The following is a 26927-nucleotide window of genomic DNA, read 5'->3' on the forward strand; positions in this document are numbered from 1 at the left end:
CGGTCGATGATCGACATCCACCTTGCGGGCCTCGCTCCGCTGTACGTCCCCTACCTCGACGGGTGGGCCCACCAGCGCCGCATCCACGCCGACGTCGTCGCAGACGAGCGGCCAGACACGCTGCTCCTGCTCGAGCACGAAGCCGTCTACACCGCCGGCAAGCGCACCGAAGCACACGAACGGCCGGACGACGGCACCCCCGTCGTCGACGTGGACCGCGGCGGGAAGATCACGTGGCACGGCCCGGGTCAGCTCGTCGGCTACCCGATCGTCCGGCTGCCCGAACCGATCGACGTCGTCGCTCACGTACGACGACTCGAGGCCCTGCTCATCGACGCGCTCCGAACGCACGGCGTCGACGGCTTCCGGGTCGACGGCCGTAGCGGTGTCTGGGTGAAGCGACCGCTCGGAGTCGACAAGGTCGCGGCCATCGGCGTGCGCGTCGAGAAAGGAGTGACGATGCACGGCTTCGCGGTCAACTGCGACAACTCGCTCGCCGGCTTCCGGCACATCGTCCCCTGCGGGATCACGGATGCCGGGGTCACGACCGTCAGCGAGGTGATCGGCGCCGACGTCTCCCCCGCCGAGCTCGTGCCCTCGATCGAGCGCGTGTTCCGCGCCGATTACGCGGCGGTGGCCGCGTGAGCGCCTGCGGGACCGGGAACGCCGGTGCTGCGGCATCCACCGCTCCGAACGGCCGCAAGCTGCTGCGCCTCGAGGTGCGCAACGCCGAAACCCCGATCGAGCGCAAGCCCGAGTGGATCAAGACCAAGGCCAAGATGGGCCCGGAGTACACCGCCCTGCAGAACCTGGTGAAGACCGAAGAGCTGCACACGGTCTGCCAGGAGGCCGGCTGCCCGAACATCTTCGAGTGCTGGGAGGACCGCGAGGCGACCTTCCTCATCGGCGGCTCCCAGTGCACGCGTCGCTGCGACTTCTGCCAGATCGACACCGGCAAGCCCGCCGACTACGACACCGACGAACCGCGCCGCGTCGCGGAGAGCGTCACCCGGATGCAGCTGCGCTACGCGACCATCACCGGCGTCGCGCGCGACGATCTGCCCGACGAAGGGGCGTGGCTCCACGCCGAGACCGTGCGGCGGATCCACGCCGAGAATCCGGGCACCGGGGTGGAGATCCTCGCGACCGACTTCTCCGGCAACCCCGCGCTGCTGGAGGAGGTGTTCTCGTCGCGCCCCGAGGTGTTCGCGCACAACGTCGAGACGGTGCCGCGCATCTTCAAGCGCATCCGCCCGGCCTTCCGCTACGAGCGTTCCCTCGGCGTACTGAGCGCTGCCCGCGACGCCGGCCTCATCACCAAGTCGAACCTGATCCTCGGCATGGGCGAGGAACCCGAAGAAGTCGTTCAGGCCCTCGAAGACCTGCACGCCGCGGGTACCGACATCATCACGATCACGCAGTACCTGAGGCCCACGCCCCGCCACCTGCCCGTGCAGCGCTGGGTCAAGCCGGCGGAGTTCGTCGAGTTCAAAGAGGAGGCCGAGCGCATCGGTTTCCTCGGCGTGCTCGCCGGTCCCCTCGTGCGCTCGTCGTACCGCGCCGGGCGCCTGTGGGCGCAGTCGATGGTGTCGAAGGGGCAGCAGATCCCGCCGCACCTCGCGCACCTGGCGAAGGACATCGTGGACGCCGACGCGGGCTTCGCCCAGGCGGTCTGAGGCCGGGGGCGGGCTGGTCCTCGGCGACGGCCCGCTCACCCGTTCTGACGACGGAGCGCGGGCGGACGACGGCGGAGCCCGAGGGGTCTGTGCGCTCAGTCGGCGCTGGTGACCGACTGCACGCGACCGTCGGAGGCCAGGTTGACCAGGAGCACGTCGTCCGTGTCATCCGGATCGAGGGCGTACTCGAGCACCGCGAACGGGTCGGCGCCGCCGTGTTCGTCGGCCAGGATCGTCATGCTCATCAACTGCAGGGCCTTGATGACGTCGATGTGCGTGTCGCCGCTGACATCGGTGAGCAGGTCGTCGAGCTGGTCGCCGAGGGCCGCCTGCTGCTGAAGGACGTACTCGGTCACCTCGCTGGTGCGGGAGTCCAGCTCGTCGACCATGGCGTTACGGGCGGCGAGGTCGATCGACTCGAGCGAGGAGACCATGGATGCCGCGACGTCGAGGGCCTCGACCGACACGTCGTCCTGATCGGGGGCGGTCAAGTCGACGGTGACGCTCTGGTCGCCGAACTCCACGTTCTCACTCCAGAAGATCGACCCGTCGGGGCCGGACTCGAGGAGTCCGAAGAAGTCGTGCTCGATGGCCATGCCCCCATGTAAGCAGCCCGTCCGAGCTTCGGGAAGACGACCCGCCCGCAGCTCGCGGTGCGATAAGGGCATCGACTCGTGAAGCCGCCCGCGCGAGGCGCCCCGCGTCGGGTGAGACCCCGCTCAGTCGACGAGCGAAGCCGCGAACACGTGCGGAGTGAAGCCGGTCAGGTCGCCGATGCCCTCGCCCTGCCCGAGGAGCTTGACCGGGATGCCGGTGAGCTCCTGAACGGCGAGCACGAAGCCGCCCTTCGCCGACCCGTCGAGTTTGGTGAGGACGAGACCCGTGACCCCCGCGCTGTCGAGGAAAGCCTGCGCCTGCATCAGTCCGTTCTGGCCGGTCGTCGCATCGAGCACGAGAAGGACCTCGCTGATGGGCGCCTGCTTCTCGATCACCCGCTTGATCTTGCCGAGTTCGTCCATCAGGCCGCCCTTGGTGTGCAGACGCCCGGCGGTGTCGATCAGCACGATCTCGGTCGCGGTCTCTTTGGCGTGGGCAACGGTCTGGAAGGCGACGGATGCCGGGTCCTGACCCTCGTGCTGCGGGCGCACGATGGTCGCTCCCCCGCGCTCCGCCCACGTCGCGAGCTGGTCGACCGCCGCGGCGCGGAAGGTGTCGGCCGCGCCGACGACGACGGTGCGACCGTATCGCTGGAGGAACTTGGCGAACTTGCCGATCGTGGTGGTCTTGCCCACGCCGTTGACGCCGACGACCAACACGACCGCGGGGCGCTCGGTGAGACGCAGCGTGGTGTCGAACTTCGCGAAGTGCTCTTCGAGCGTTTCGCGGAGCATCCGCTGCAGGTCGCGCGGGTCGGTGGTGCGGAAACGCTCCACCTTCTCGTGCAGCTCGTCGATCAGACGTTCGGTGACGTCGGGGCCGAAGTCGGCGGTGAGCAGCGCCGTCTCGAGGTCGTCCCACGTCGTCTCGTCGATCGTGGGCTTGACGAACAACCCGCGCAGCGCGCGGCCCAGCGACCAGGAGTTCTCAGCCATTGCTTCAGCTTACGGGCGCGACCTCGTCCGAGGCGGCGGCGCGGGCGGCCGCGCGATCGCCCACCCGCTGCCCGACCACCGCCGACACACCGTCTTGGCGCATCGAGACGCCGTACAGCGCGTCGGCGATCTCCATCGTCCGCTTCTGATGGGTGATGACGATGAGCTGGCTGCTCGCGCGCAGCTTCTCGAAGACGCCGAGCAAGCGCCCGAGGTTGGCGTCGTCGAGGGCCGCCTCGACCTCGTCGAGGATGTAGAACGGACTCGGGCGCGCGGTGAAGATCGACGTCAGGAACGCCACCGCCGCGAGCGACCGCTCGCCGCCGGACAGGAGCGACAGCCGCTCGATCTTCTTGCCGACTGGCCGCACGGCGACCTCGATGCCGGTGGTCAACGGCGAGTCGGGGTCGGTGAGCGAGATGCTGCCCGATCCGCCCGGGAAGAGGATCGGGAAGATCTCGGTGAAGGCGACGCGGGTGTCCTCGAACGCGGCGACGAAGATCGTCTGCATCCGCTCGTCGAGGTCGGCGATGATCGTCTGCAGGTCGGCGCGGGTCTGCTGCAGATCGGCGAGCTGTTCGGTGAGGAAGGCGTGCCGCTGCTCGAGGGCCGCGAACTCTTCCAGCGCGAGCGGGTTGACCCGGCCCAGCTGCGACAGCTTGCGCTCCGCATCCTGCAGCCGACGCTTCTGAGCCGCACGGTCGAACGGATCGCCGTCGCCCTCCCGGTCGACGGGAACGAGCTGATCGGGGCCGTATTCTGCGACGAGCACGTCTTCGTCGAGGGCGAGCTCGGACTGCACACGCTCCAACAGGCTCGTGACGTGGAGCTTCTTCTCGTGCATCTGCAGTTCGAGGCCGTGCACGCTCTCCGTGAGGCGCGCGAGACGCTCCCGCACGGCGGCCTCGTCGGCGCGGGCGCGCACCAGCTCTTCGGTGATCGCGGTACGCGCGGACTCCGCTGCCGCCAGCTCGACCCGCGCCTGGCTGACCGAACGGTCGACCGAGTCGAGCAGCACGGGGAGGTGACCGGCGACCTCGGCCGCGACCTCGCGTTGGGCGCGCCGGACCACCGCGCGGCGAGAGGCCTCGGCCGCTGCCGCGCGTTCGCGCTCGCGCTGCTGCTCGAGCTGGACGATACGGGCCTCCCCCGCCCGCACGCGCTCCTTCAGCGCCTCGATGTCCAGCCGCGCCCGCATCTCCGTCTCGCGCGCGGCATCGACCTCGGCGGCCATGCCCTCGCGCGCCGAGGCGTCGAGCAGAGGGCGCGGCGCCGCGAGCGCTCGCTCGAGCGCGAGGTCGGCACGACGGGCGGACTCTTCGGCCTCCGCCACCGCGGTCCCGGTCTGAGCGAGACCTGCGGCGAGGCGATCGCACTCGGCGACGGCCGCCTCATGCCGCACCGTGACGCGGTTGACCCTCTCGGCGTGGGCCGCCAGCGCGGCGTCGTGGGCCCGCAAGGTCGACAGGGATTCTTTGGTGCGATGGCGAGCTTCGGTGAGCGCGCGCTGCTCGTCGGCGAGGGCCTCGCGCAGGGAATCCGCGATGACGACGATCTCATCGAGCCGTGCGGCTGCCGCGTCGCGCTCGGCAGCGAGCTCGAGCCGCGAGCGTCCCGACCCCGACCCCGCCCGAAGGGTCCGGGACGTCGCAACCTCCCCGGCTCGGGTCACGACGGTCACGTCGGGGGGTAGCGACGCCTGCATCTCGCCGACGGCGGCGAGGTCGTCGACGATCACCGTGCGTGTCAGGATGCCGAGCACCCCCGGTGACGCGATGACCACCTCGGTCGCGGGAACGGCCCCCGCCACCGCGGTCGCCGCGTCGGCCCCGGCTCCGTCGGGTGCGGCAGCGCCGGCGATGACGATCTCGACGACGCCGAGGTCGCCCTCGCGCGCGACGCGAGCCGCGGTGAAGGCCGCTTCGGCATCGTCGACGAGCAGTCCCTCGGCCAGCGAGCCCAGGGCCGCCGCGATCGCCGCCTCGTATCCCGCCGTGACCTTCACATCGTCGCCCACGAGGCCGCGCACGCCCCGCCCACCGACGGCGAGCAGGTCGGCGGCGGCGTTGCGCAGGTCGAGGGCGCGGCCGAGCGCTGTCGTCTGCGCGCTGAGGGCGTCGCGCTCGCGCTCCGCGGCGTGGAGGCGTTCGCGCAAGCCGGCGACCTTCGCCTCGAGGTCGTTCGCATCGCGCTGCGCCCGGTCGTAGGCTGCGGCGTGCTCGGCGGCGGAGGCCTCGGGGACCACCTCGGGGTCGAGCTCGGCGCGGGCCTGCTCGGCTTCGGCCCGACGGATGAGGGCCGCATCCAGCGCCCGCTGCTGCCGGTCGACACCGGCCCGGACCGCGCCGAGCGCGGAGTTCGCGGCATCCGCCGTGCCGCGGACCGCCTGGATCTTCACGTCGTGCTCCGAGACGAGGGCGCTCTGCGCGGCGATCTCGACGTCGAGGGCGTCGAGGTCGGCACGTGCGCGCGCGACGGCGCGTGCGGCCTCGGCCGCGGCATCCTGCGCGTCGTCGAGACCGGCGGCGATGTCGTCGATCTCCGCGCGGACGTCGTCGACGGTGCTCTGGGTCACCGTCGGGGCGAAGCCGGCCGCGTCGGAGCCGTCGTCTGCCAGCAGGGTGAGGCGCTGGCCGGCGAGCGAGTACAGGCCGCGCAGGCGCTCCTGCACCTGTTCGAGACCGAAAGAGACGCTGCGCGCGCGGTCGACGGCCTCCGAACGCTGATCGTTCTCGAGACGCTCGACGCGCCGGCGCAGACCGTCGGCCTGCTCCTGCAGACCGAGACGCTCGGTGTGCCGTTCGCTCTCGGCGCGGGCGGCGTCGGCGAGCTGCGTGCGCAACCGCACGAGATCGTCGGCATAGAGCCGCGCCTTCGCATCGCGCACGACGGCGGCGATGGTGGCGGCTTCCCGCGCGATCTCGGCCTGCTTCCCCAGGGGTTTGAGCTGTCGACGCAACTCGCCCGCGAGGTCGCTGAGGCGTGTGAGGTTGGTCTCCATCGCCTCGAGCTTGCGCACGGTCTTCTCTTTGCGGCGCCGGTGCTTCAAGATGCCGGCGGCTTCTTCGATGAATCCACGGCGGTCCTCGGCGGTCGCCTGCAGCACCGTGTCGAGCCGGCCCTGACCGATGATGACGTGCATCTCGCGACCGAGGCCGGAGTCGCTCAGCAGCTCCTGCACGTCGAGCAACCGGCAGGTCTGGCCGTTTATGGCGTACTCGCTGGCGCCGGTGCGGAACAACGTCCGACTGATGGTGACCTCGCTGTAGTCGATCGGCAGCGCACCGTCGCCGTTGTCGATCGTGAGCTGAACCTCGGCGCGCCCGAGCGGGCCGCGGGTCGAGGTACCCGCGAAGATGACGTCCTCCATCTTCCCGCCTCGCAGAGTCTTGGCGCCCTGCTCCCCCATCACCCACGCGAGTGCGTCGACGACGTTGGACTTACCCGACCCGTTCGGCCCCACGATGCAGGTCACACCGGGTTCTAGCGCGAAGGTGGTCGCCTGGGCGAAGGACTTGAAGCCTCTGAGCGTCACGCTTTTCAGATGCACGCCACCCGCCTTCCCGCCCGGTCGAATCCTCGCCTCACGCTAGTCGAGGATCCGCGGAAAACCGCGGCGGCGGGCCGCGCCCGCCTCCACGACGCGCCCGGATGTCCCCCGATTCTGGGAAATCGCTTGACCGTCGGCGACGACCTCCGCTATCGTCGGGGGTCGCAACCGACGTCGAAAGGAGGTCACACCATGATTCGCACCACGACCGGCTTCACCGCCACCGGCTTCACCGCCGCCCCCGTGCTGTCCGCACCCGTCACCGGAATGACCACCGCCGTCGGCACGCCCATCTTCCAGGGCTGACCCCGTCGCGTCGAGACGCTTCGCGTCTCCGCTTCCCGCGAGCACAGCTTCGCTGCTCGCCCGGATCTCCATGATCCCGCCACGCGCACGTCGCGTCCCTCACTCGCCTTCCCCTCCACGGAGCCTCCGCATGAACGCCCTGTTCGCGCGCGCGCCGCAGCATCCCTCGGCCGCGCTCTCTCCCACCCCGTCCTCGATCACGATCGACACCGCCACCGACCGGCCGCTGGGTTTTCTCGACCGGCTGTCATTGCGCCTCGGCCTGTGGCTGCTCACGCGTCACGCCGCTCGCGGTCGAACGCTCGATCACCGAGCCGACCGCGCGCACCGTCGTCGCACAGCCGACGCCGAGCGCGCCGCGCGTGAACGCGCCTGGCACCGCGCGGCCGCCCTCACCCGGCCGCCGCAGTGATCCCGTGGGGCCGGCCCCACCCCGACATCTCTTCCGAACCGAAAGCACCCACATGAACGCCTTCCCCGCCGGCCTCGAGCTGCGGCCCCTGCACATCCCGGCATCCATCGACAACGACGATGCCGCCGACTTCCGCGAGATGGTGCGTCTGCGCAACCTCGTCTACGAGGAGATCTCGGGCCACGACGACGAGTCGATGCCCGCCGATGAGCTGCTCCCCCTGTTCCAGCCGCGGCCGGAGGTGAAGCGGTTCTCGTGGATCGCCGTCTTCCACGGCGAGGTCGTCGGTCGCGCGGGCCTCGACCTGCCCCAGGAGGACGGCGCCCGCACGGGGTCGTTCCTCATCGAACTGCGCCGGTCCGCGTGGGGTCACGGCATCGGTCGCGCCGCCTTCGCCGAGATCGAGCCCCTCGCCCGCGCCCACGGGCGCACGGTCCTGCAGTCGTGGGCCGCGCATCCCGCCGCCGCGGGACCGCAGCTGGCGGCGCCCACGGGGTTCGGCGCCGTGCCGATGGATCACGCCGCGCGGTTCCTCCTGGCATCCGGCTGCACTCTCGAACAGATCGTGCGCGTGAGCAGGCTCGATCTCGCCGACGCCCGCCCGCAGCTCGGTGCCCTCCTCGCCGAGGCCGAGGCCGCCGCGGTCGGATATCGCGTGGTGCAGTGGACACTGCCCACGCCCGACGAGTTCGTCGACGCCTTCGCCTGGATGAAGTCGCGCATGGTGACGGACGCGCCGTCCGCCGACCTCGACGTCGACGAGGAGGTGTGGGATGCCGCGCGACTCCGGCGCCACGAGGCCACGTACCTGGACGCCGGTCGCCACATGCTGGTGACCGCGGCGCAGCACGTAGACACGGGAGATCTCGCGGCGTTCAACGAGCTCGTCATCGGCAAGGACCGCGCGGCGGTGACGGGGCAGGAGGACACCCTCGTGGTGGCCGCCCACCGCGGGCACCGACTGGGCCTGCTGGTCAAGTGCGCCGGCCTTCTCGCATGGCGGGACGTGGCCCCCGACTCACCCCGTGTGATCACCTACAACGCGGAGGAGAACCGCCCGATGCTCTCGATCAACGAGCGGATCGGCTTCGCCCCGATCTCGTACGAGGGCGTATGGCAGAAGGTCCTCTCCTGACCCTCACGGCGCGAGTCACCGTGATGCGTCGCCCGGGACCGTCCCCGACGACGCATCACGGCGACTCGCGTGGTCGGTCCCGACGCGGACCGACGATCAGCGCCGCTTCTGGCAGTGCGGGCAGAAGTGGCTCGAGCGGTTCATGAACGACACGCGCACGATCGGACGCCCGCACCGGGGGCACGGCTGACCGGTGCGCCCGTACGCGTTGAGCGAGTGCGCGAAGTATCCGGCCTGGCCGTTGACGTTCACGTACTGCGCGTCGAAGCTCGTGCCGCCCTCGGCCAAGGCTTTCTCGAGCACCGCCCGCACCTCGCCGAGAAGGCGGTTCACCGATCGGGTGGGCAGATCGGAGCCGGGAGTCTCGGGGTGAATCCGCGACGCCCACAGCGACTCGTCGGCGTAGATGTTGCCGATGCCGCTGGCGACCGTCTGGTCCAGGAGAACACGTTTGATGCCCGACGCCGTGCGACCCAGCCGCGCGCGGAACCGCGCCGCGTCGAAGGCCGGATCGAGCGGATCGCGACCGATGTGCGCCACCTGCGTGGGCACACGCGCCAGGTCGGACCCGCGTCCGCCCGCGGCACCGTCCGGCGTGTCGACGAGCTCGTCGAGCGCGAGAGAACCGAACGTGCGCTGATCGGCGAAGACGACAGACAGCGGCCCATGGACGGGATGCTCGAGTTCGATACGGATGCGCTCGTGACGTTCCTCCGGAGCACCGGGGACACGCAGCAGCATCTGCCCGCTCATGCCCAGGTGCGTGACGATCGCTTCGTCGCCGGCGACCGGCATCCACAGGAACTTGCCCCGACGCACGGCTGCGGTGATGCGCCGGCCGGTCAGTTCGGCCTCGAAGTGGGCCGCTCCCCCGGTGTGCCGCGTCAGAGCACGTTCGTCGCGCACATCGACCGACGTGATCAGCGCACCCGCGACGGCGGGCTCGAGACCGGAGCGAACGACCTCGACCTCGGGAAGCTCAGGCACGGGTGTCGAGCTCGCGCCACGCGGTGAGGGCGGCAGCCATCTCTGCCTGCTTCTTGCTCGACCCGTCGCCCGTGGTGACGAGGTCGCCGACGGTCACCGAGGCGGTGAACCGACGGTCGTGGTCGGGCCCGGTCGCCTGCACGGCGTACACCGGCGCGCGCAGACCCTGTCGGGCCGCGATCTCCTGCAGGCTCGTCTTGGGGTCCATCGCAGCGCCGTAGCGTTCGGGGTCGTCGAGCAGCGGCTCGACCAGTCGCAGCACCATGGCGGTCGAGGCCTCGGAACCCGCCGAGAGGAAGGCCGCTCCGATGAGCGCCTCCATCGTGTCGGCGAGGATCGAGTCCTTGTCGCGCCCGCCGGTGAGGATCTCGCCGCGGCCGAGGCGCACGTACGCCCCGAGACCGATCCTGCGGGCCACCTCGGCGAGGGCGACCGTCGACACGACGCTGGCGCGACGCTTGGCGAGGCCCCCCTCTTCGAGCTCGGGATGCCGAGTGAACAGGCGCACCGTGACGGCCTGTCCGAGCACCGAGTCTCCGAGGAACTCGAGGCGCTCGTTGTGCGGGATGCCACCGTTCTCGTACGCGTAGGAGCGGTGCGTCAGGGCAAGAGAAAGAAGCTCGGGGTCGATGTCGACCCCGAGCTTCTCGGTGAGCGCAGCGCGCTCGACGTTGTTACGCGTCATGAATCGCCGATCAGACGTCGGCGACCTTGCGGCCCTTGTACTCGAGGAAGAGCTCGGTGCCCTGCGAGTCGGTGACGACCTTCGCCTGGTGGGGGCGGCTGTAGACGACCTTGCCGTTCTCGATGGTCTTGACCAGCGTGGGGGCTTCGGCCTTCCACTGCGCGCGACGCGAGCGGGTGTTGGAGCGGGAGACCTTCCGCTTCGGGGGGTTACCTGCCATGACTAGCTCTTCTCTGTCTTGGGGGCGGCGCGGAGCGCATCGCCGTCGTCTGGGGTGTACTGCTGGAGCGCAGCCCATCGTGTGTCGACAGGCGTCTGCTCCGTGTCGTCGGTGCTTTTCGTCAGCCTCTCGCCCGTGTTCGGGTCGAGCCCGGGGCAGTCCGGCTGACACACCGGCTGGAACGGAAGCGACAGGACAATGGCATCCCTGACCAGATTTTCAAGATCCACGTGGTCGTCTTGAACGTCGAAGTCACTCGCTTCCATCCCAGGGTACGCGAAAAGTTCCTGGAACTCGACTTCGACAGGCTCGTCGATGTCGATGAGGCACCGTCCGCACACGCCCGTGGCGGTGGTGTCGACGGTGCCCGAGACGAGGATCCCCTCGTGCACCGACTCCAGACGCACCTCGAGTTCGAGGATCTCGCCCTCGGGGATCGAGAGCAGGCCCTCCCCCCATTTCTCGGGTGTGGGGAGGTCGAGGCTGTGCTCGCGCATCTCACCGGGGTGGTGCTCGATGTCGCGGACGGGGAGTTGGAAGGGGCCGGGTCGACGGGTTCTCACGGTCGTCCATGCTACCCGCGCGCCCCTGAGCGGGGGCCGGGCGGCGCGGCATCCGCCCGTCCCCCGGGCGGGATCAGATGCCGCGCGCGCCGGTGTCGAGGTAACGCGCGACCGCGGGCGGTACATAGGGCGACACGTCTCCGCCGAGGCCGGCCACCTGGCGCACGAGCGAACTCGACACGAGCGCATGCGAGGGGTCGGGCAGCAGGAACACCGTCTCGACGTGCGCGAGGTCGCGATTGACGATCGCCATCGGGGTCTCGTACGCCACGTCGACCTGCGAACGGATGCCCTTCACCAGCACCTTCGCGCCCACATCGGTGGCGTAGTCCACGAGGAGGCCCATGCTCCAGGTCGCGATGATCACGTCGCCCTGGACTCCTGCCTCCGCGATCGACTGCTCGAGCAGACGCTGGCGCTCGGCGATGGGCAGCATCGCCTCTTTGCCGGGGTTGTGCACGACGAGAACGTGAAGCTGATCGAAGAGGCCGGCGGCACGACGGATGACGTCGAGATGCCCGAGCGTGGGCGGGTCGAACGAGCCGGGGACGACGGCGATCCGGGGATCCATGCCGCCAGCCTATCGACGCGACTCGGCAGAGGGCCCGGCGTTCAGGACTTCGCCAGCGCGGCGCGCTCTTCGACACCGACGCGGCGTTCGAGGGCAGCGGCGAGTCCGGGATGCCGCACCAGCGCGGGGTCGTCGGCGAGGAGGCGCTCGCCCTCGGCGCGCGCCTCGGTGATGAGGTCGGCATCGGTCACCACCCGCAGCAGACGCAGCGACGATCGCGCGCCCGACTGCGCTCCGCCGAGCACGTCGCCCTCGCCGCGGAGTTCGAGGTCGACCTCGGCGAGGGCGAAGCCGTCGAGAGTGGATGCCACGGCCTCGACGCGCGAACGAGACGACGTGCCGGGGGCGGCCTCGGTCACGAGCAGGCAGAGGCCCGGGACCCCGCCACGACCGACGCGCCCGCGCAACTGATGCAGCTGGGAAACGCCGAAACGGTCGGCCTCGAGGATGACCATCGTCGAGGCGTTCGGCACGTCGACGCCGACCTCGATCACCGTCGTCGCCACGAGCACGTCGATGTCGCCGCGGGCGAACGCCTGCATGACGGCGTCCTTCTCCTCCGACGGCATCTTGCCGTGCAGGATCTGCACGCGGATGTCGGCGAAGCCCGGGAGCCGCGAGATCAGCGCTTCGACCTGCACGACGCCCCACCGCGTTCGGCTGCTCTCTCCGGCGGCGGGAGTCGCCCCATCCGGCGTGTCGGCGGGTTCGTCGGTCTTGTCGTCGGCGGCGAGCTGTTCGGCGTCGATCGCCGCGCACACGACGAACGCCTGGCGGCCCTGCGCGACCTCTTCCGCCACGCGGTCCCACACGCGCGCGAACCAGCTCGGCTTCTCGGCCAGCGGCGCGACGAATGATTGGATGCCGGCGCGTCCGGCCGGCATGGTGCGGATCGTGGAGACGTCGAGGTCGCCGAACACCGTCATGGCGACCGTGCGGGGAATGGGCGTCGCCGTCAGCACGAGGGTGTGCGGCGACTCGCCCTTGGAACGCAGCGCCTCGCGCTGGTCGACGCCGAAGCGGTGCTGTTCGTCGACGACGACGAACCCGAGGTCGGCGAACGTCGTGGTGGCGCTCAGCAGCGCGTGCGTTCCGACCACGATCCGCGCCTGACCCGACGCCACGCGCAGCGCCGCCCTACGTCGCTCGGCCGCCGGCATCTGCCCTGTCAGCAGCGTCGGCATGAGCTCGGGCGCGAGCTCGGGCCCGAGCATGCGCGCGATCGAGCGGAGGTGCTGGCCGGCGAGGACCTCGGTGGGGGCGATGAGGGCGGACTGCCCGCCCGACTCGGCCACCTGCATCATCGCCCGCAGCGCCACGAGGGTCTTTCCGGAGCCCACCTCGCCCTGCACGAGACGGTTCATGGGCCAGTCGCCCGTGAGGTCGGCGGCGAGCTGCGCTCCGACGTTCTGTTGGTCGGGGGTGAGCTCGAACGGAAGGATCGCGTCGAATCGCTCGAGCAAGCCGCCCGGAGCCGCGGGGCGTTTCGTCGCCGACAGTGCGCGGACGAACTGACGCTGCTGCAGGAGCGCCGTCTGCAGCACGAAGGCCTCGTGCATGCGCAGGGTCGCGACGGCCGGAGGGATGTCGTCGTCATTCTCGGGTCGGTGGATCCGCTCGAACGCCGCGCGCGCGGGGAGGAGTCCCCGCCGGGTGCGGAGGTCGTCGGGCAGCGGGTCGTCGACCTCGCCGAGCGCGTCGAGCACGACCGCGATCGTCTTCTGCACGAGTGTGCTGGGGACGGAACCGGTGGCGGGATAGATGGGGATGGGCCTTTTGGCCGTGACCTCGGCCTCGGCGCGGGCCTCGGCGATGTCGTCGAACAGCTCGTAGTCGGGGTTCGTCAGCTGCGTCTGCCGTCGGTACTCGCCGACCTTGCCCGAGAAGATGCCTCGCCGCCCGGGGGTGAGGTCTTTCAGGCGCCACGGCTGGTTGAAGAACGTCAGCGACATGCGCCCGTCGCCGTCGCTGATCACGACCTCGAGGAGCGAGCCGCGCCGGTTCTGCATGCGACGTTCGGCGGCGCTGACGACCTCGGCCACGATGGTGACGGGCTCGCCCAACGGCAGCGAGGCGATCGGGGTGAGCTCACCGCGTCGGGCGTAGCGGCGCGGGTAGTGCTCGAGCAGCTCGCCCACGGTCTTCATGCCGAACGCGCGGTCGAACGCGGACGCCGTCTTGCCGCCCACGGCGCCGTCGAGCCGGGAGGCGAGCGTGAGACCGGGCATGCTGACGAGTCTAGGCAGGGGGCCAGACATCACCGCCCGCCCATCCCCGGCACCGCGGTCTCCGCCGGCTTCGACAGGCTCAGCCACCGCGATCCCGCCTGGAAAGCACGAGGTCCTCGACCCCCTCGAACGGACCGCACCCAAAGCCGGAGGCGTCGACGAAGCGCAGCGCCCCTCCGCCGGAACCACCCCGCGGCATCCACGACCCTAGGCTGGAGCGGTGACGCGCATCATCTCCGGCCGAGCGGGCGGCACCGTTCTCGACGTTCCCCCGAAGGGCACCCGCCCCACGAGCGATCGCGTGCGCGAGTCGCTGTTCGGTGCGCTCGAGTCGGCGGGCGTCCTCGACGACGCCCGGGTCGCCGACCTCTTCGCCGGCTCCGGAGCGCTGGGGTTGGAGAGCCTGAGCCGCGGAGCCGCCTCCGCCGACCTCGTCGAGCTGTCGGCCCCGGCCACCGTGTTGATCCGCAAGAACGCCGACCGGGTGCGCGCCGCGGGCGTCAGCGGCCCCGCGCGGGTTCATCGCGCGAACGTCACCACCTACCTGGCGGCATCGGCCGAGGAGTGGGACCTGGTGTTCCTCGACCCGCCCTACGACATCGCCGACCACGACCTCACGAAGGCCCTCGTCGCCCTCGCACCCCGACTGAGCCCCGATGCGACCGTCATCGTCGAGCGTGCGAAGCGCTCCGCGGCGCCTGACTGGGCGGCTGCCGGCCTGGTGCCCGAGCGCGACCGCGCCTACGGCGACACCACGATGTGGTGGGGCCGTCCACCCCTGTGAGTCGCGCTCACGCAGGACGGCGCCGGGCTCACCCTCGACCGGCGTCCCAGTCCCGGTAGGGGTCCCACCCGGCGCGCCCCGTCCACGCCGCGCCGTCGACCTCGATCGCGGCGGCACCGCGCTGTTGCACGCTTCCGATGCGTCGACCGAGCGTCTCGGCGTTCGGGGGGAAAGTCACCAGGAAACCGTGGTCCTCTCCCCCTCCGAGCGCTCGCGCGGGGTCGTCGCCGAGGGCGGTCGAGTCGATGGCGATGGTCACGCCCGACGCGTCGGCGAGGCGCGTCGCGTCCAGCGCGAGGCCGTCCGAGATGTCCATCATCGCGGTGGCCCCGGATGCCGCAGCCCTCAGCGCCTCGGCCAGCGGCGGGCGCGGGGCGAGCTGGCGCGAGAGCGCCTTCGCGTCGGCGGGGTCGAGGGCGGCACGCGCCTCATCCGTGAGGGCGACGGGGGCACCGTCGGCATCCACGAACCTCTGGAACAGCACGTCGAGGCCCCGAGCCGCTTCGCCGAGCTCCCCGATGACGTGGACGCCGTCGCCGACCCGCGCACCAGACCGACGCACGGGGTCGCGACCGTCGAGACTGCCGAGGGCGGTGACCGCGATCGTCAGCGTGTCGGAGACGGTGAGGTCGCCGCCCTCGACCGCGCAGTCGGGGGCCAACTCGGCGCAGGCGGCGGCGAGGCCGTCGGCGAACCCCCGCACGAAGGCGAGCGTCGTCGTGTCGGGCATAGCCAACGCCACGAGAAGGGCGATCGGCCGGGCACCCATCGCGGCGACGTCGGCGAGGTTGACAGCCCCCGCCTTGAAACCGAGGTCGAACGGCGACGACCACGCCAGGCGGAAGTCGGGGCCGTGCACGAGCGTGTCGGTCGTGGCGACGACCCGTCCGTCGGGAACGGCCAGCACGGCGGCGTCATCGCCGGGACCGACGAGTGCACGGGAAGGCGGAAGTCGGTCGAGGATGCCGCGCAGGATCTGCCCCTCGGACAGCTCCCCCACGGTGGTTTCACGGTCGGGCTCGGCGTCGGTCACCCTCCCACGCTATTAGCCTGGACGGGTGCCCCGCTCCTCCCGTTCCCTCGCGCTCCTCGCCGTTCTCGCTCTGGTCCCGGGGCTCGCGGCATGCAGCACGACGGTGGCGATGGAGCCCGCGAAGCTGGCCAACGACCCCGCGTGCGCCTCGGTGATCTCTCGCCTGCCGAGCAGCATCTCCGGCCAGGAACGTCGCTGGACCGACGCGCAGGCGACGGGCGCCTGGGGAAATCCGGCATCCATCCTGATGACCTGCGGTCTCGAGCCCCCGGCGCCGTCGACGCTGCCGTGCCGCTCGTTCGACGGCGTGGACTGGCTCGTCGACGAGTCCCAGGCCGCCGACAACCGGTACACGTTGACGACGTTCGGGCGCAGCCCCGCGTTGCAGGTCTACCTCGACTTCGACAACGCCAGCAGCGGCGACGTCGCACAGGCGCTCGGGCCCCTCATCCGCGAGTACCTGCAGCCGACCGGATCGGTCTGCACCGCGGCATCCGACACGACGGCCTCCCCGACGCCGTAGCCGTCGTCGCCCCGGGCTCCAGCGGACATCAGCGACAGGACCCTGGCGAGATCACCGACAGGACCCTGGCGAGCAAAAGGGCGGGCGCGTCCCGCGACACGCCGAATCCCGCGACGCCCCACCCCGGCACGACCCGACGCCGATCGGCCCGATTCAGGCCTTCGCGAGCGCGACGTCGAGCAGGTCGCTGATGAGGTCGGGGTAGGACAGACCCGAGGCGATCCAGCACGTGGGGAACATCGAGATCGGCGTGAACCCCGGCATGGTGTTGACCTCGTTCACGTAGAAGTCCGTGCCGGTGTAGAAGAAGTCGACACGCGCCAGGCCCTGCCCGCCGATCGCCTCGAAAGCCTGCGTGGCGATGCGCTGCATCTCGGCCGACTCGCCCTCGCCGAGGTCGGCGGGGCACACGAGGTCGACGCCCGGGGCATCGAGGTACTTCGCCTCGAAGTCGTAGAACTCCCGCCCCGTCACGACGATCTCGCCCGCGACGCTCACGCGCACCGGTCCCCCGTCGCGTCCGGGCAGGACGCCGCACTCGAGCTCGCGCCCGACGATCGCCTGTTCGACGAGCGCGAGGCGGTCCTCGGCGAAGGCGGTGTCGAGAGCGGCATCCAGGTCTTCCCACCGCGACACCTTCGTCACGCCCACGCTCGAACCCGCTTCGTTGGGCTTGACGAACACCGGCAGGTCGAGGGCGCGCATGCGCCGCTCCCAGAGGGCACGGTCGCGCTCGAGGTCGGCGCGGGTCACGGCCACCCACGGCACGACGGGCACGTTCGCTGAGCGCAGCACCTGCTTCGTGACGTTCTTGCTCATTCCGATCGCCGACATGAGCACGCCGCAGCCGGCGTAGGGGATGCCGAGCAGTTCGAGAAGGCCCTGCACCGTTCCGTCTTCGCCGAAGCGGCCGTGGAGGATCGGCAGCACCACGTCGACGTCACCGAGGGACCGGACGCCATCGGCATCCGCCACCGTCCACTCCCGCGAGAGCGTCGAATCGGGCATCCGCACGCGGGTGCCGTTGTCGACCACCTGGGGCAGGGCCTCGGGGCGCAGGGCGAACTTGTCGGGATCGTCGTCTTCGAGCACGAAGGCGCCGTCGCGGGTGATCCCGACGGGGATCACCTCGAAACGTTCACGGTCGATCGACCGCAGAACCCCGCCCGCCGTGGCGGAACTGATCGAATGCTCGCTGGAGCGCCCGCCGAAGAGCACCACCACCACCGGTTTGGTCATTCTGCGTCCTCTCGCCCTGCGGCTGGTCGTCGTCTGTCGTCAGGTGCGGCGCGATGTCGCGCGGGTCCATGGTGCCGTCGAGCACCATCTTCACTTGCTGCACGATGGGCATGTCGACGCCGACCTGCTTCGCGAGCTGGAGCACGGGGGCCACGGATGCCAAGCCCTCGGCGGTCTGCTGCATCTGGGCCACGACTTCTTTGTAGCCGTATCCCTGGCCGAGCAGTCGCCCGGCGGTGTTGTTGCGACTGAGCGGCGACTGGCACGTCGCGATGAGGTCGCCGAGACCGGCGAGACCCTGCAGCGTCTCGGGCTTCGCGCCCTGGGCCACGGCGAAGTCGGTCATCTCGACGAGCCCGCGCGTGATGATGGAGGCCTTGGTGTTCTCGCCGTAGCCGACGCCGTCGACGATGCCGATCGCGACGGCGATGAGGTTCTTCAGCACCCCGCCGAACTCGGTGCCGATCACGTCGGTGTTCACGAACGAGCGGAAGTAGCGGTTGCGCGCGCGCCGGGCCACCGCTTCGGCCGTCTCGGGGCTCAACGAGCTGATGACGGCAGCCGTGGGCTGCTCGCGTGCGATCTCGAGGGCCAGATTGGGGCCCGATGCCACCGCGATCCGCGCCGGGTCGCATTGCAGCACCTGCTCGATGACCTGGCTCATGCGAAGGCCCGTCGACTTCTCCACGCCCTTCATGAGCGAAACGATCGGCACGTCGGTGTGTTCCACGAACGGCTTGATCGCGGCGAGGTTCTCGCGCAGCGTCTGGCTCGGCACCGACAGGTAGATCTGCTCGGCTCCACGCAGCGCTTCGGCGAGGTCGGTGGTGGCCGTCATCGTCCGCGGCAGGTTGATGCCCGAGAGGTACCGACTGTTGCGCTTGGATTCGGTGATCTCGGCGGCGAGCTCCGGCCGGCGGGCCCACATGACGACCGAGGCTCCGCCGTCGGCGAGGATCTTGCCGAACGTCGTGCCCCAGCTGCCGGCGCCGATGACGGCGACCTTCGGTCCCGCCGCGGGAGCGACGTTCTTACGGCTCAAGGCGCCCCGTCTCGTTCTGCCCGTGCTTCGTCGGGTCCCAGCGTACGGTCGGCGCGGGAAGACCCCGGATGCCGGAGAGCATGCTCGTCACGCGGTTCATCATCGTGTCGGTCGCCGCGACCAGCGTCGAAGGCTGCGTCGGCGTCGCCGCGTACGCCGAGAGGTCCATCGCCGGCCCGAACTCCACGACGACGTGCGAACGTCGCGGGAAGCGGAGCTTGCCGTAGCGCGGCAGGATCTGCTGCACGCCCCACTGGGCCATGGGGATGAGCGGAAGACCGCCCGCCAGGGCCAGGCGCACTGCGCCGGTCTTGCCGCGCATCGGCCACAGGTCGGGGTCCCGAGTCAGCGTGCCCTCGGCGTAGACGATCACACCGCGACCGTCGCGTGCGATCTGCTCGGCGGCCTTCATCGACTGGTTGGCACCCGACGACGCGCGCGGGACGGGCACCATGCCGGTGGCCTTGAGCGCCGCACCCAGCACGGGCACGCGGAAGAGACTCTCTTTCGCCATGAACCGGGGGGCACGGCCGAGTCGCCACACGGCGACGGCCACGACGAGCGGGTCGAACTCCGAGTTGTGGTTCGGAGCCAGCACGTACGCACCGTCATGGGGCAGGTTCTCGGCGCCGCGGATCTCGATGCGGGCGAAGAGCCCCACCGCGGGCACGATGATCGCCGCGAGCGGCCAGAAGATGCTCGGGCGACTCGTTTCGGGGGTCGCGGTCGCCGACTTCATCCCGCGACGTCGAAATCGGCGTCGAGGGCGGTGAGCTTCTCGAGGAACTTCTCGTAGCCGCGGCGGATGATGCCGATGTTGCGCACCGTCGACTCGCCTTGCGCGGCCAGGGCCGCGATGACGTAGCTGTAGCCGCCGCGCAGGTCCGGCACCTCGACGTCGGCCGCGTGCAGGGGCGTGGGTCCGTTGATGACGGCGGCCTGCTCGAGATCGCGGCGCGGAACGCGGCGGTCGGCGCTGTCGAGTCCCTTCGGGTGCACGACGATGTCGGCGCCCATCTTGTTCAGGGCCTCGGTGAAGCCGAGGCGGTTCTCGTACACCGTCTCGTGCACGACGGAGGTGCCCGACGCCTGGGTGAGGGCGACGATCAGCGGCTGCTGCCAGTCGGTCATGAAGCCGGGGTGCACGTCGGTCTCGACCATGACGGGCTTGAGCGCGTCGCCGCGACGGAACAGGATGCCGTCCTCGCGGACGTCGAACCAGCCGCCGGCCTTGCGGAAGACGTTGAGGAAGGTCAGCATGTCCTGCTGGCGGGCGCCCTTGGCGAAGATCTCACCGTCGGTGGCGAGAGCGGCGCACGCCCACGAGGCGGCCTCGTTGCGGTCGAAGATCGCGCGGTGGTCGTAGCCGTCGAGACGCTCGACGCCCTCGATGAAGATGACGCGGTTGGGCTCGTACGAGATGATCGCGCCCATCTTCTGCAGCACCGCGATGAGATCCATGATCTCGGGCTCGATCGCGGCATTGCGGAGTTCGGTCACGCCCTTCGCCCGCACGGCCGTGAGCAGCACCTGCTCGGTCGCGCCGACGCTGGGGTAGGGCAGCGTGATGTTCGCGCCGTGCAGCCCGTCCGGGGCGGTGATGCGGATGCCCTCGTAGCTCTTGTCGACGACCGCACCGAAGGCGCGGAGCGCGTCCATGTGGAAGTTGATCGGCCGGTCGCCGATGCGGCATCCGCCGAGGTCGGGGATGAGCGCCTCGCCGAGCAGGTGCAGCAGCGGTCCGCAGAAGAGGATGGGGATGCGCGAGGCGCCCGCGTGCGCGTCGATCTCCTCGAAGTGCGCGGCGACCGCGCCCGAGGGATCGAGGTGGAGGGTGCCCTCTTCGTCGCCCTCGGTCACGGTCACGCCGTGAACCTCGAGGAGCGAGCGCACGACCTTGACGTCGCTGATCATCGGGACGTCGCGCAGCGTGCTCGTGGTGTCGCCGAGGAGCGCCGCCACCATCGCCTTCGTGACGAGGTTCTTCGCCCCCTTGACCTCGACGGTGCCGCGCAGCGGTCGGCCGCCGCGGATCGTGAGGGTCTCGGCCTCCTCCCAGTCCGGCTGCCCGGGAATGCGGTCTCCGGAGTCGGTGACGAGTGTGCTCATAGGGGGGTGGACCTCACTTCGTTGACGAGGGGCGGCGAATCGACCCGATCGGGTCGATCGGGCTCAGCGGACCGGGAGGGTCCGCGGCCGCCATGCCTCGCGGCGCGCCTCGAACTGCGTGATCTTGTCTTCGTCACGCAGCGTGAGCCCGATGTCGTCGAGCCCTTCGAGAAGCCGCCACCTAGTGTAATCGTCGATGTCGAACGAGACCTGGAGATCGCCGACGGTCGCCGTCTTGGCCTGCAGATCGACGGTCATCTCGATGCCGGGCTGCGCCTCGATCACGGCCCAGATGCGCTCGAGGTCGTCTTCGCTGATCACGCCCGTGACGAGGCCCTGCTTGCCGGAGTTGCCGCGGAAGATGTCGGCGAACTTCGGGCTCAGCACCACCTGGAAGCCGTAGTCGCGCAGGGCCCACACGGCGTGCTCACGGCTCGAGCCGGTGCCGAAGTCGGGACCGGCGACGAGGACGGAGGCCGAGCGATAGGCGTCCTGGTTGAGGATGAATTCGGGGTCCTGCCGCCAGTTGGCGAAGAGGGCGTCGTCGAAGCCGGTCTTGGTCACGCGCTTGAGGAAGACCGCGGGGATGATCTGGTCGGTGTCGACGGCCGAGCGCTTCAGCGGGGCGGCGATACCGGTGTGCGTGCTGAACTTCTCCATGTCAGGCCTCCGCCCCGGTCGAAACGGTCGCGTCGGTGCGGGCGGCACCGCCGGTGATCAGGGTGCCGTCGGTCGCCACCGGGTCGAGGTCGGCGGGGCTCGACAGCGTGCCGCGGACCGCCGTGGCCGCCGCGACCAGCGGTGACACGAGGTGCGTGCGTCCGCCCTTGCCCTGGCGTCCTTCGAAGTTGCGGTTCGAGGTGGAGGCGCAACGCTCCCCCGGTGCGAGCTGGTCGGGGTTCATTCCCAGACACATCGAGCAGCCGGCGAAACGCCACTCGGCACCGAAGTCGACGAACACCTTGTCGAGTCCCTCGGCCTCCGCCTCCAGACGCACGCGGGCCGAACCCGGCACGACCATCACGCGGACGTTCTCGGCCTTGGTGCGGCCCTGGATGACGGAGGCGAAGGCACGCAGGTCTTCGATGCGGCTGTTGGTGCACGAGCCCATGAACACGGCATCCACCGGGATGTCCTTCATCGGCGTGCCGGCGGCGAGGTCCATGTACTCCAGCGCCCGCTCGGCGGCGGCACGCTCGTTGGGGTCGGCGAAGTCGGTCGGGGTGGGCACGACGTCCGACAGCGAGACGCCCTGGCCGGGGTTCGTGCCCCAGGTGACGAACGGCTCGAGCTCGGCTGCGTCGAGGAAGACCTCGGCGTCGTAGACGGCGCCCTCGTCGCTCGGCAGGGTGCGCCAGTAGGCGACGGCGTCGTCCCAGTCCTGGCCCTGAGGGGCGTGCGGCTTGTCTTTGACGTAGGCGAAGGTCGTGTCGTCGGGGGCGATCATGCCCGCGCGGGCGCCGGCCTCGATCGACATGTTGCACATGGTCATGCGCCCCTCCATCGAGAGGGAGCGGATCGCGCTGCCACGGAACTCGAGCACGTAGCCCTGGCCACCGTTCGCGCCGATCTTGGCGATGATCGCGAGGATGATGTCTTTCGCGGTCACGCCGGGCTTGAGTTCGCCCTCGACCGTGATGGCCATCGTCTTGAAGGGCTTCAGCGGCAGGGTCTGCGTGGCGAGCACGTGCTCGACCTCGCTCGTGCCGATGCCGAACGCCATGGCGCCGAACGCGCCGTGCGTGGAGGTGTGCGAGTCGCCGCAGACCACGGTGATGCCCGGCATGGTGAGCCCGAGCTGGGGACCCACGACGTGGACGATGCCCTGTTCTTTGTCGCCGAGCGAGTGGATGCGCACGTCGAACTCGGCGGCGTTGCGTCGCAGCGTCTCGATCTGCGTGCGGCTGGTGAGGTCGGCGATCGGCTTGTCGATGTCGAGCGTGGGGGTGTTGTGGTCCTCGGTGGCGATCGTCAGATCGAGCCGGCGGACGGGGCGCCCCTCGGCGCGCAGACCGTCGAACGCCTGGGGGCTCGTGACCTCGTGCACGAGGTGCAGGTCGATGTAGATGAGGTCGGGCTGACCGTTCTCGCCCTTGACGACGAGGTGGTCGTCCCAGACCTTCTCGGCCAGGGTGCGAGGGTTCTCGGGAATAGTGCTCATGTTTGCGTTTCTCCTCGGGAGGGGTGTGAGGCCCGCGACGAACTCCGCGACGAGAAAGGCCTAGAACAAGGTCTCGTCGCGGCCGCTAAGGAGGAGGCCGGCGATCCGCACCTCGTCACGATACCACCGGGCCGGTCGGCAGCCCCTGCGTAACACGACGCCGCATATTTGGGCGTTGCGCGAACTCGCGTGCGAGCCTGGGCCGACCCGAAGGAAGGAGCGTGCCCCATGGCCGCAGACGCCGACACCGGATTCTCGACGCGACAGGTGCACGCCGGCTCCGCCACCGCGCCCGCCACCCCGCGGGCGATGCCCATCTACCTGACCGCGGGGTTCACCTTCCGCGACCTCGACGAGTCTGCCGCGCACTTCGGCACGGGTACCGGCTTCGGCTACACCCGCACGGGCAACCCCACCGTGCAGGCGGTCGAGGAGCGTCTCGCCTCGATCGAGGGCGGCGATCAGGCCGTCCTCGTCTCCAGCGGCCAGGCCGCGGTGACCGTGGCGTTGCTGGCCCTGGCCGGCGCCGGCGATCACATCGTCGTCTCGGAGCACATCTACGAGGGAACGCGCGGACTGCTGCTCGACAACCTCGTGCGATTGGGCATCGAGACGACCTTCGTCGACACGTCCGACCTCGACGCCTGGCGGGATGCCATCACCCCGCGGACGAGGGCGTTCTTCGCCGAGACGCTCTCCAACGCCCGCAACGACGTGCTCGACGTAACGGCCATCTCGGCGATAGGTCGGGAGCACGGCATCCCGCTCGTGGTCGACAGCACGTTCACGACTCCGTACCTGCTGCGGCCGATCGAGCACGGCGCCGCCGTCGTCGTGCACTCGGCGAGCAAGTTCCTCGCGGGCCAGGGGGCGGTACTGGGCGGTGTCATCGTCGACGACGGGCGGTTCGACGCCGCGGCATCCGGACACCGCTTCCCCCACCTCGTGCAGACCGACCGCCTCGGCGGAGCGAGCTACGCCGAGAAGCACGGCGCCCGCGCCCGCGGCGCGTACATCCGCGAGAGCGTCGCCCCGCGCTTCGGCCCCGCGCCCTCGCCGCTGAACGCCTTCCTCATCGGTCAGGGCATCGAGACGTTGAGCCTGCGGGTGGAGCGCCAGTCGCAGAACGCGCTGACGGTCGCGAAGTGGCTCGAGGGGCGCCCCGAGGTGGAGCGCGTCGACTACGTCGGCCTGGAATCGCACCCCCACCACGAGCTGGGACGGCGGTACCTGACACGCGGCAGCGGCTCGGTGTTCACCGTGACCCTGCGCGGCGGGCTCGAAGCCGCGCGCCACGTCGTGCAGGCGGTGAAGCTCATCACGCACATGACCCACCTCGGTGACGTGCGCTCGCTCGTGCTGCACCCGCAGAGCACCTCGCACTCCGCCCGCACCGTCGAAGAACGCGAGCGTGCGGGCGTGTTCCCCGGCACGATCCGCCTGTCGATCGGCATCGAGGACATCGACGACATCCTCGCCGATCTCGATCAGGCGCTGGTGGGAGTGCCCGCCCCCGAGCGCGAGACGGTCGTGCTGTGACCCGCCTCCAGCACTTCGGGTGGTTCCTCGCCCGCGGCTTCGGCCCGCACGGATGGGGGCACCCCTATCTGCGGTGGAACCACCGCTGGACCGAACCGGCCCTCTACCAGGACTCCGCCCGCACGCTCGAGCAGGCCGGCTTCGACCTGCTCATCATCGAGGACGCGCCCTCGCTCGGCAGCGCCGAGACCATCGATCTGCGCGTACGTCACGCGTTCGGCGGTCCCAAGCACGATCCGCTCCTGCTCGCTCCGTACCTCTTCGCCGCCACGCGGCACCTCGGCGTGGTCCCCACGGTGAACCCCGCGGCGTATCTGCCGTATACCGCCGCCCGCCAGTTCGCGACGCTGCAGCACCTCAGCGGGCACCGCCTCGGTCTGAACGTCGTGACCGACACCGGCAGCGCGCGGCACTTCTCGTCTGCACCGCAGCTCGGACACGACGCGGCGTACGACCGGGCCGAGGAGTGGCTCGGCGGCATCCGGGATCTCTGGCGCAGCTGGGGCACGGGCGCCCTCGTCGTCGACGAGGAATCGGGCGTGTACGCCGACGGAACGAGATTGGATGCCACCCGCCACCGCGGCGAGTACTACGACTTCGACGGCCCGCTGAACGCCATCCCGTTCACCGACGGCGAGCCCGCCATCGTGTCTCCCGGGGGATCGGGCCGAGGACTGTCGTTCGCCGGGCACAACTCCGACGTGCAACTGGCGCTGGCACCGCTCGACGAGGCGAGCATCCGCGCGTACCGCGGGCGGATCCACGACGCAGCCGTCGCCGCCGGGCGCGACGCCTCCGACATCAAAATCCTCTTCGCCATCCAGCCGGTGCTCGTGTCGTCGCCCGAGGAGGCCGACCGCCTGGTCGCGGCATCCGCTGATCCGTCGGAGGAGGCACTGGTCGCCATCGCCCGCAAGCAGTCGAGCGATCTCGAGACCGACCTCACCGGGCTCGACCTCGACAAACCCCTCGACCGGTCGATCTTCAGCGAGCACGTGTCGGAGGGCAGCATCAAGCGGCTCCTCGGAAAGCACGACGCCGACGCGCCGCTGCGGACGGTGCTCGCCGCGCACGCGCGCCTCGGGCGGCTGAAGGACGGTACCGGTTTCGTCGGCACGGCCGACGAGTTCGCCGACCGCATCGAAGAACTCGGCACCTGGGGCAACGACGGCGTACTCCTGTGGGGCGACCTACACCCGGTCACCGTTCACCGCGTGCTCGACGATCTGGTGCCGATCCTGCGCCGGCGCGGGATCCTCCGCGAGGAGTACGTCGACGGCGGTCTGCAGGCGAACCTGCGCGCGTTCTGACCCACCTGCCGGGACGCCCAGCGACGTGACGTCCACTCCGTGCGGACAAGGCGGCGTCCACCCGCACGAAGGGGGACGTCTAGGCCTCGGAATCGATGCGGGATCGAGGAGGATCCGGCGAGGCGTCAGTCGCGCTCGGGGTGCTCCACCGTCGAGGGGGTGCCCTTCTCGTCGGCGACCTCGGCCGCGGCATCCTGCGCCCCGACGGCTGCAGGCTCGCGACGTGCGGCGATCAGGCTGGCGACCGTGGCGACCGCCATCGACAGGATGATCACGGCCAGCGAGACCCACGTCGAGATCTCCGGCGCCCACTCGATCGGCTCGCCGCCGTTGAGGAAGGGCAGTTCGTTGACGTGCATCGCGTGCAGGATGAGCTTCACGCCGATGAAGGCGAGGATGAACGCGATGCCGTAGTGCAGGTACTTCAGGCGGTCGAGCAGGTCGCCGAGCAGGAAGTACAGCTGACGCAGGCCCATCAGGGCGAAGAGGTTGGCGGTGAAGACGATGAACGGGCTCTGCGTGATGCCGAAGATCGCGGGGATCGAGTCGATCGCGAACAGCAGGTCGGTCACACCGATGGCCACGAACACGATGATCATCGGCGTGAACAGCTTCTTGCCGTCGACGCGCGTGATGACCTTCTTGCCGTCGTACGCGTCGCTCATCGGCAGCACGCGGCGCAGCGTCCGCACGATGAGGTTCTCTTTCTGCGTGTCGTCGTCATGGTCGCCCCCGGGGAAGGCCTGACGGATCGCGGTGTAGATCAGGAACAGCCCGAACAGGTAGAAGATCGGGCTGAAGTTCTCGATGATGGTCGCGCCGACCAGGATGAACGCCCCGCGCAGCACGAGGGCGATGATGATGCCCACCATCAGCACCTCCTGCTGATAGCGACGGGGGACGGCGAACTGCCCCATGATCAGCACGAACACGAAGAGATTGTCGATCGAGAGGCTGTACTCGGTCAGCCAGCCGGCGACGAACTGCCCGGCGACCTCTCCCCCGGTGACGATCCACAGGATCCCCGCGAAGATGAGCGCGAGGGTGACGTAGAACACGACCCAGAGGGTGGACTCCTTCGGCGAGGGGATGTGCGGGCGCTTCAGGATGATCAGCAGGTCCGCGACCAGGATCAGTACGAGCACCACCAGGGTGATCGTCTGGAAGAGCGGGTCGAGCTGCAGCTCCATCGCGGGGCCTTTCGTCGGGGGAAACGCTCGAGTTTATCGACCCGGCGGGGCGGTCCGAGAGCTTATGCAAGT

25 protein-coding genes are annotated in these 26927 nt (G+C 70.1%); 8 read left to right on the forward strand and 17 right to left on the reverse strand.

All coding sequences use genetic code 11. The annotated features are described in order from the left end of the window. Positions 1-6 precede the first annotated feature (6 nt). Both lipB and lipA read left to right on the forward strand, forming a co-directional pair. A complete protein-coding gene (gene lipB / locus FHS07_RS10870) occupies positions 7-645 on the forward strand; it encodes a lipoyl(octanoyl) transferase LipB (protein ID WP_183419915.1) in 639 nt (212 codons plus the stop codon). Further along, positions 642-1676, forward strand: a complete 1035-nt coding sequence (gene lipA / locus FHS07_RS10875) for a lipoyl synthase (protein WP_183419916.1) — start codon at positions 642-644, stop codon at positions 1674-1676. Before lipB ends, lipA begins: the two co-directional genes overlap by 4 nt. A 95-nt stretch (positions 1677-1771) precedes the next feature. Here lipA and FHS07_RS10880 read toward each other — a convergent pair whose 3' ends face one another. The 3 genes from FHS07_RS10880 to smc form a co-directional block, all read right to left on the reverse strand. After that, a complete protein-coding gene (locus FHS07_RS10880; RefSeq protein WP_183419917.1) occupies positions 1772-2272 on the reverse strand; it encodes a DUF2004 domain-containing protein in 501 nt (166 codons plus the stop codon). Between the two features lie 123 nt (positions 2273-2395). Then, positions 2396-3268: a signal recognition particle-docking protein FtsY gene (ftsY, locus tag FHS07_RS10885; RefSeq protein ID WP_183419918.1), complete on the reverse strand. Its 873-nt coding sequence runs from the start codon at positions 3266-3268 to the stop codon at positions 2396-2398. Between the two features lie 4 nt (positions 3269-3272). Further along, positions 3273-6818, reverse strand: a complete 3546-nt coding sequence (gene smc, locus FHS07_RS10890; RefSeq protein WP_183419919.1) for a chromosome segregation protein SMC — start codon at positions 6816-6818, stop codon at positions 3273-3275. A gap of 436 nt (positions 6819-7254) precedes the next feature. On the opposite strand from smc, the gene FHS07_RS10895 reads away from it, so the two are divergent. Next, positions 7255-7536, forward strand: a complete 282-nt coding sequence (locus FHS07_RS10895) for a hypothetical protein (protein ID WP_183419920.1) — start codon at positions 7255-7257, stop codon at positions 7534-7536. A 52-nt stretch (positions 7537-7588) separates the two neighbouring features. Continuing rightward, positions 7589-8671 (forward strand): GNAT family N-acetyltransferase, encoded by a 1083-nt coding sequence (locus FHS07_RS10900; protein ID WP_183419921.1) that lies wholly within the window; start codon positions 7589-7591, stop codon positions 8669-8671. Positions 8672-8767: 96 nt separating this feature from the next. Here the strand turns inward: FHS07_RS10900 and mutM are convergent, their stop codons facing one another. The 6 genes from mutM to FHS07_RS10930 form a co-directional block, all read right to left on the reverse strand. Continuing rightward, positions 8768-9658, reverse strand: a complete 891-nt coding sequence (gene mutM / locus FHS07_RS10905; protein ID WP_183419922.1) for a bifunctional DNA-formamidopyrimidine glycosylase/DNA-(apurinic or apyrimidinic site) lyase — start codon at positions 9656-9658, stop codon at positions 8768-8770. Continuing rightward, a complete protein-coding gene (gene rnc, locus FHS07_RS10910; protein ID WP_183419923.1) occupies positions 9651-10343 on the reverse strand; it encodes a ribonuclease III in 693 nt (230 codons plus the stop codon). The genes mutM and rnc overlap by 8 nt, the downstream gene beginning before the upstream one ends. Before the next feature lie 10 nt (positions 10344-10353). After that, complete coding sequence (gene rpmF, locus FHS07_RS10915) at positions 10354-10563, reverse strand: 50S ribosomal protein L32 (RefSeq protein WP_019179169.1); 210 nt, start codon at positions 10561-10563, stop codon at positions 10354-10356. 2 nt (positions 10564-10565) lie between these two features. After that, positions 10566-11060 carry a YceD family protein gene (locus tag FHS07_RS10920; protein ID WP_183419924.1) on the reverse strand — a complete coding sequence of 165 codons (495 nt, stop codon included), beginning with the start codon at positions 11058-11060 and terminating at the stop codon, positions 10566-10568. A 139-nt stretch (positions 11061-11199) separates the two neighbouring features. Beyond that, the gene (coaD, locus tag FHS07_RS10925) at positions 11200-11697 is read right to left on the reverse strand and encodes a pantetheine-phosphate adenylyltransferase (RefSeq protein WP_183419925.1); all 498 of its coding nucleotides are present in this window, start codon (positions 11695-11697) and stop codon (positions 11200-11202) included. Positions 11698-11738: 41 nt separating this feature from the next. Further along, positions 11739-13925: an ATP-dependent DNA helicase RecG gene (locus FHS07_RS10930; protein WP_183419926.1), complete on the reverse strand. Its 2187-nt coding sequence runs from the start codon at positions 13923-13925 to the stop codon at positions 11739-11741. A 220-nt stretch (positions 13926-14145) separates the two neighbouring features. Between FHS07_RS10930 and FHS07_RS10935 the strand changes: the two genes are divergently transcribed. Then, positions 14146-14709, forward strand: a complete 564-nt coding sequence (locus FHS07_RS10935; RefSeq protein WP_183419927.1) for an RsmD family RNA methyltransferase — start codon at positions 14146-14148, stop codon at positions 14707-14709. Positions 14710-14737: 28 nt separating this feature from the next. Here the strand turns inward: FHS07_RS10935 and thiL are convergent, their stop codons facing one another. Further along, complete coding sequence (thiL, locus tag FHS07_RS10940) at positions 14738-15742, reverse strand: thiamine-phosphate kinase (RefSeq protein WP_183419928.1); 1005 nt, start codon at positions 15740-15742, stop codon at positions 14738-14740. Between the two features lie 25 nt (positions 15743-15767). On the opposite strand from thiL, the gene FHS07_RS10945 reads away from it, so the two are divergent. Then, positions 15768-16265 carry a DUF3515 family protein gene (locus tag FHS07_RS10945; RefSeq protein ID WP_183419929.1) on the forward strand — a complete coding sequence of 166 codons (498 nt, stop codon included), beginning with the start codon at positions 15768-15770 and terminating at the stop codon, positions 16263-16265. A 153-nt stretch (positions 16266-16418) separates the two neighbouring features. Here FHS07_RS10945 and FHS07_RS10950 read toward each other — a convergent pair whose 3' ends face one another. From FHS07_RS10950 to leuC, 6 genes are all read right to left on the reverse strand, one after another. After that, positions 16419-17504, reverse strand: coding sequence for a D-alanine--D-alanine ligase family protein (locus tag FHS07_RS10950; RefSeq protein WP_183419930.1), 1086 nt, complete (start codon positions 17502-17504; stop codon positions 16419-16421). Next, positions 17404-18546 (reverse strand): NAD(P)H-dependent glycerol-3-phosphate dehydrogenase, encoded by a 1143-nt coding sequence (locus FHS07_RS10955; protein ID WP_183419931.1) that lies wholly within the window; start codon positions 18544-18546, stop codon positions 17404-17406. Before FHS07_RS10955 ends, FHS07_RS10950 begins: the two co-directional genes overlap by 101 nt. After that, entirely contained in the window at positions 18536-19285 is a 750-nt protein-coding gene (locus FHS07_RS10960; RefSeq protein WP_183419932.1) for a lysophospholipid acyltransferase family protein, read from the reverse strand. The genes FHS07_RS10955 and FHS07_RS10960 overlap by 11 nt, the downstream gene beginning before the upstream one ends. Then, the gene (gene murA, locus FHS07_RS10965) at positions 19282-20655 is read right to left on the reverse strand and encodes a UDP-N-acetylglucosamine 1-carboxyvinyltransferase (RefSeq protein ID WP_183419933.1); all 1374 of its coding nucleotides are present in this window, start codon (positions 20653-20655) and stop codon (positions 19282-19284) included. Before murA ends, FHS07_RS10960 begins: the two co-directional genes overlap by 4 nt. A 63-nt stretch (positions 20656-20718) precedes the next feature. Beyond that, complete coding sequence (gene leuD / locus FHS07_RS10970) at positions 20719-21315, reverse strand: 3-isopropylmalate dehydratase small subunit (protein WP_183419934.1); 597 nt, start codon at positions 21313-21315, stop codon at positions 20719-20721. Position 21316: 1 nt separating this feature from the next. After that, positions 21317-22816, reverse strand: coding sequence for a 3-isopropylmalate dehydratase large subunit (gene leuC / locus FHS07_RS10975; protein ID WP_246383439.1), 1500 nt, complete (start codon positions 22814-22816; stop codon positions 21317-21319). Between the two features lie 228 nt (positions 22817-23044). On the opposite strand from leuC, the gene FHS07_RS10980 reads away from it, so the two are divergent. Next, positions 23045-24355, forward strand: coding sequence for an O-acetylhomoserine aminocarboxypropyltransferase/cysteine synthase family protein (locus tag FHS07_RS10980; protein ID WP_183419935.1), 1311 nt, complete (start codon positions 23045-23047; stop codon positions 24353-24355). Further along, positions 24352-25665, forward strand: a complete 1314-nt coding sequence (locus FHS07_RS10985; RefSeq protein WP_183419936.1) for an LLM class flavin-dependent oxidoreductase — start codon at positions 24352-24354, stop codon at positions 25663-25665. The genes FHS07_RS10980 and FHS07_RS10985 overlap by 4 nt, the downstream gene beginning before the upstream one ends. Before the next feature lie 125 nt (positions 25666-25790). Here the strand turns inward: FHS07_RS10985 and FHS07_RS10990 are convergent, their stop codons facing one another. Continuing rightward, positions 25791-26855, reverse strand: a complete 1065-nt coding sequence (locus tag FHS07_RS10990) for a TerC family protein (protein WP_183419937.1) — start codon at positions 26853-26855, stop codon at positions 25791-25793. Positions 26856-26927: the final 72 nt, after the last annotated feature.

Origin of the sequence: Microbacterium proteolyticum, from assembly GCF_014192415.1 — a bacterium.
In the GTDB taxonomy this organism is placed as follows: domain Bacteria; phylum Actinomycetota; class Actinomycetes; order Actinomycetales; family Microbacteriaceae; genus Microbacterium; species Microbacterium proteolyticum.

Excerpts from the sequence above, each read along its gene's own strand:
- coaD (WP_183419925.1), bottom strand. The coding sequence starts at position 11,697 with ATGGATCCCCGGATCGCCGTCGTCCCCGGCTCGTTCGACCCGCCCACG.
- rnc (WP_183419923.1), bottom strand. The coding sequence starts at position 10,343 with ATGACGCGTAACAACGTCGAGCGCGCTGCGCTCACCGAGAAGCTCGGG.
- ftsY (WP_183419918.1), bottom strand. The coding sequence starts at position 3,268 with ATGGCTGAGAACTCCTGGTCGCTGGGCCGCGCGCTGCGCGGGTTGTTC.
- FHS07_RS10895 (WP_183419920.1), top strand. The coding sequence starts at position 7,255 with ATGAACGCCCTGTTCGCGCGCGCGCCGCAGCATCCCTCGGCCGCGCTC.
- murA (WP_183419933.1), bottom strand. The coding sequence starts at position 20,655 with ATGAGCACACTCGTCACCGACTCCGGAGACCGCATTCCCGGGCAGCCG.
- leuC (WP_246383439.1), bottom strand. The coding sequence starts at position 22,816 with ATGAGCACTATTCCCGAGAACCCTCGCACCCTGGCCGAGAAGGTCTGG.
- lipB (WP_183419915.1), top strand. The coding sequence starts at position 7 with ATGATCGACATCCACCTTGCGGGCCTCGCTCCGCTGTACGTCCCCTAC.
- rpmF (WP_019179169.1), bottom strand. The coding sequence starts at position 10,563 with ATGGCAGGTAACCCCCCGAAGCGGAAGGTCTCCCGCTCCAACACCCGC.
- leuD (WP_183419934.1), bottom strand. The coding sequence starts at position 21,315 with ATGGAGAAGTTCAGCACGCACACCGGTATCGCCGCCCCGCTGAAGCGC.
- FHS07_RS10990 (WP_183419937.1), bottom strand. The coding sequence starts at position 26,855 with ATGGAGCTGCAGCTCGACCCGCTCTTCCAGACGATCACCCTGGTGGTG.
- FHS07_RS10900 (WP_183419921.1), top strand. The coding sequence starts at position 7,589 with ATGAACGCCTTCCCCGCCGGCCTCGAGCTGCGGCCCCTGCACATCCCG.
- FHS07_RS10960 (WP_183419932.1), bottom strand. The coding sequence starts at position 19,285 with ATGAAGTCGGCGACCGCGACCCCCGAAACGAGTCGCCCGAGCATCTTC.
- FHS07_RS10980 (WP_183419935.1), top strand. The coding sequence starts at position 23,045 with ATGGCCGCAGACGCCGACACCGGATTCTCGACGCGACAGGTGCACGCC.
- FHS07_RS10880 (WP_183419917.1), bottom strand. The coding sequence starts at position 2,272 with ATGGCCATCGAGCACGACTTCTTCGGACTCCTCGAGTCCGGCCCCGAC.
- FHS07_RS10950 (WP_183419930.1), bottom strand. The coding sequence starts at position 17,504 with ATGACCAAACCGGTGGTGGTGGTGCTCTTCGGCGGGCGCTCCAGCGAG.
- FHS07_RS10920 (WP_183419924.1), bottom strand. The coding sequence starts at position 11,060 with ATGCGCGAGCACAGCCTCGACCTCCCCACACCCGAGAAATGGGGGGAG.
- FHS07_RS10930 (WP_183419926.1), bottom strand. The coding sequence starts at position 13,925 with ATGCCCGGTCTCACGCTCGCCTCCCGGCTCGACGGCGCCGTGGGCGGC.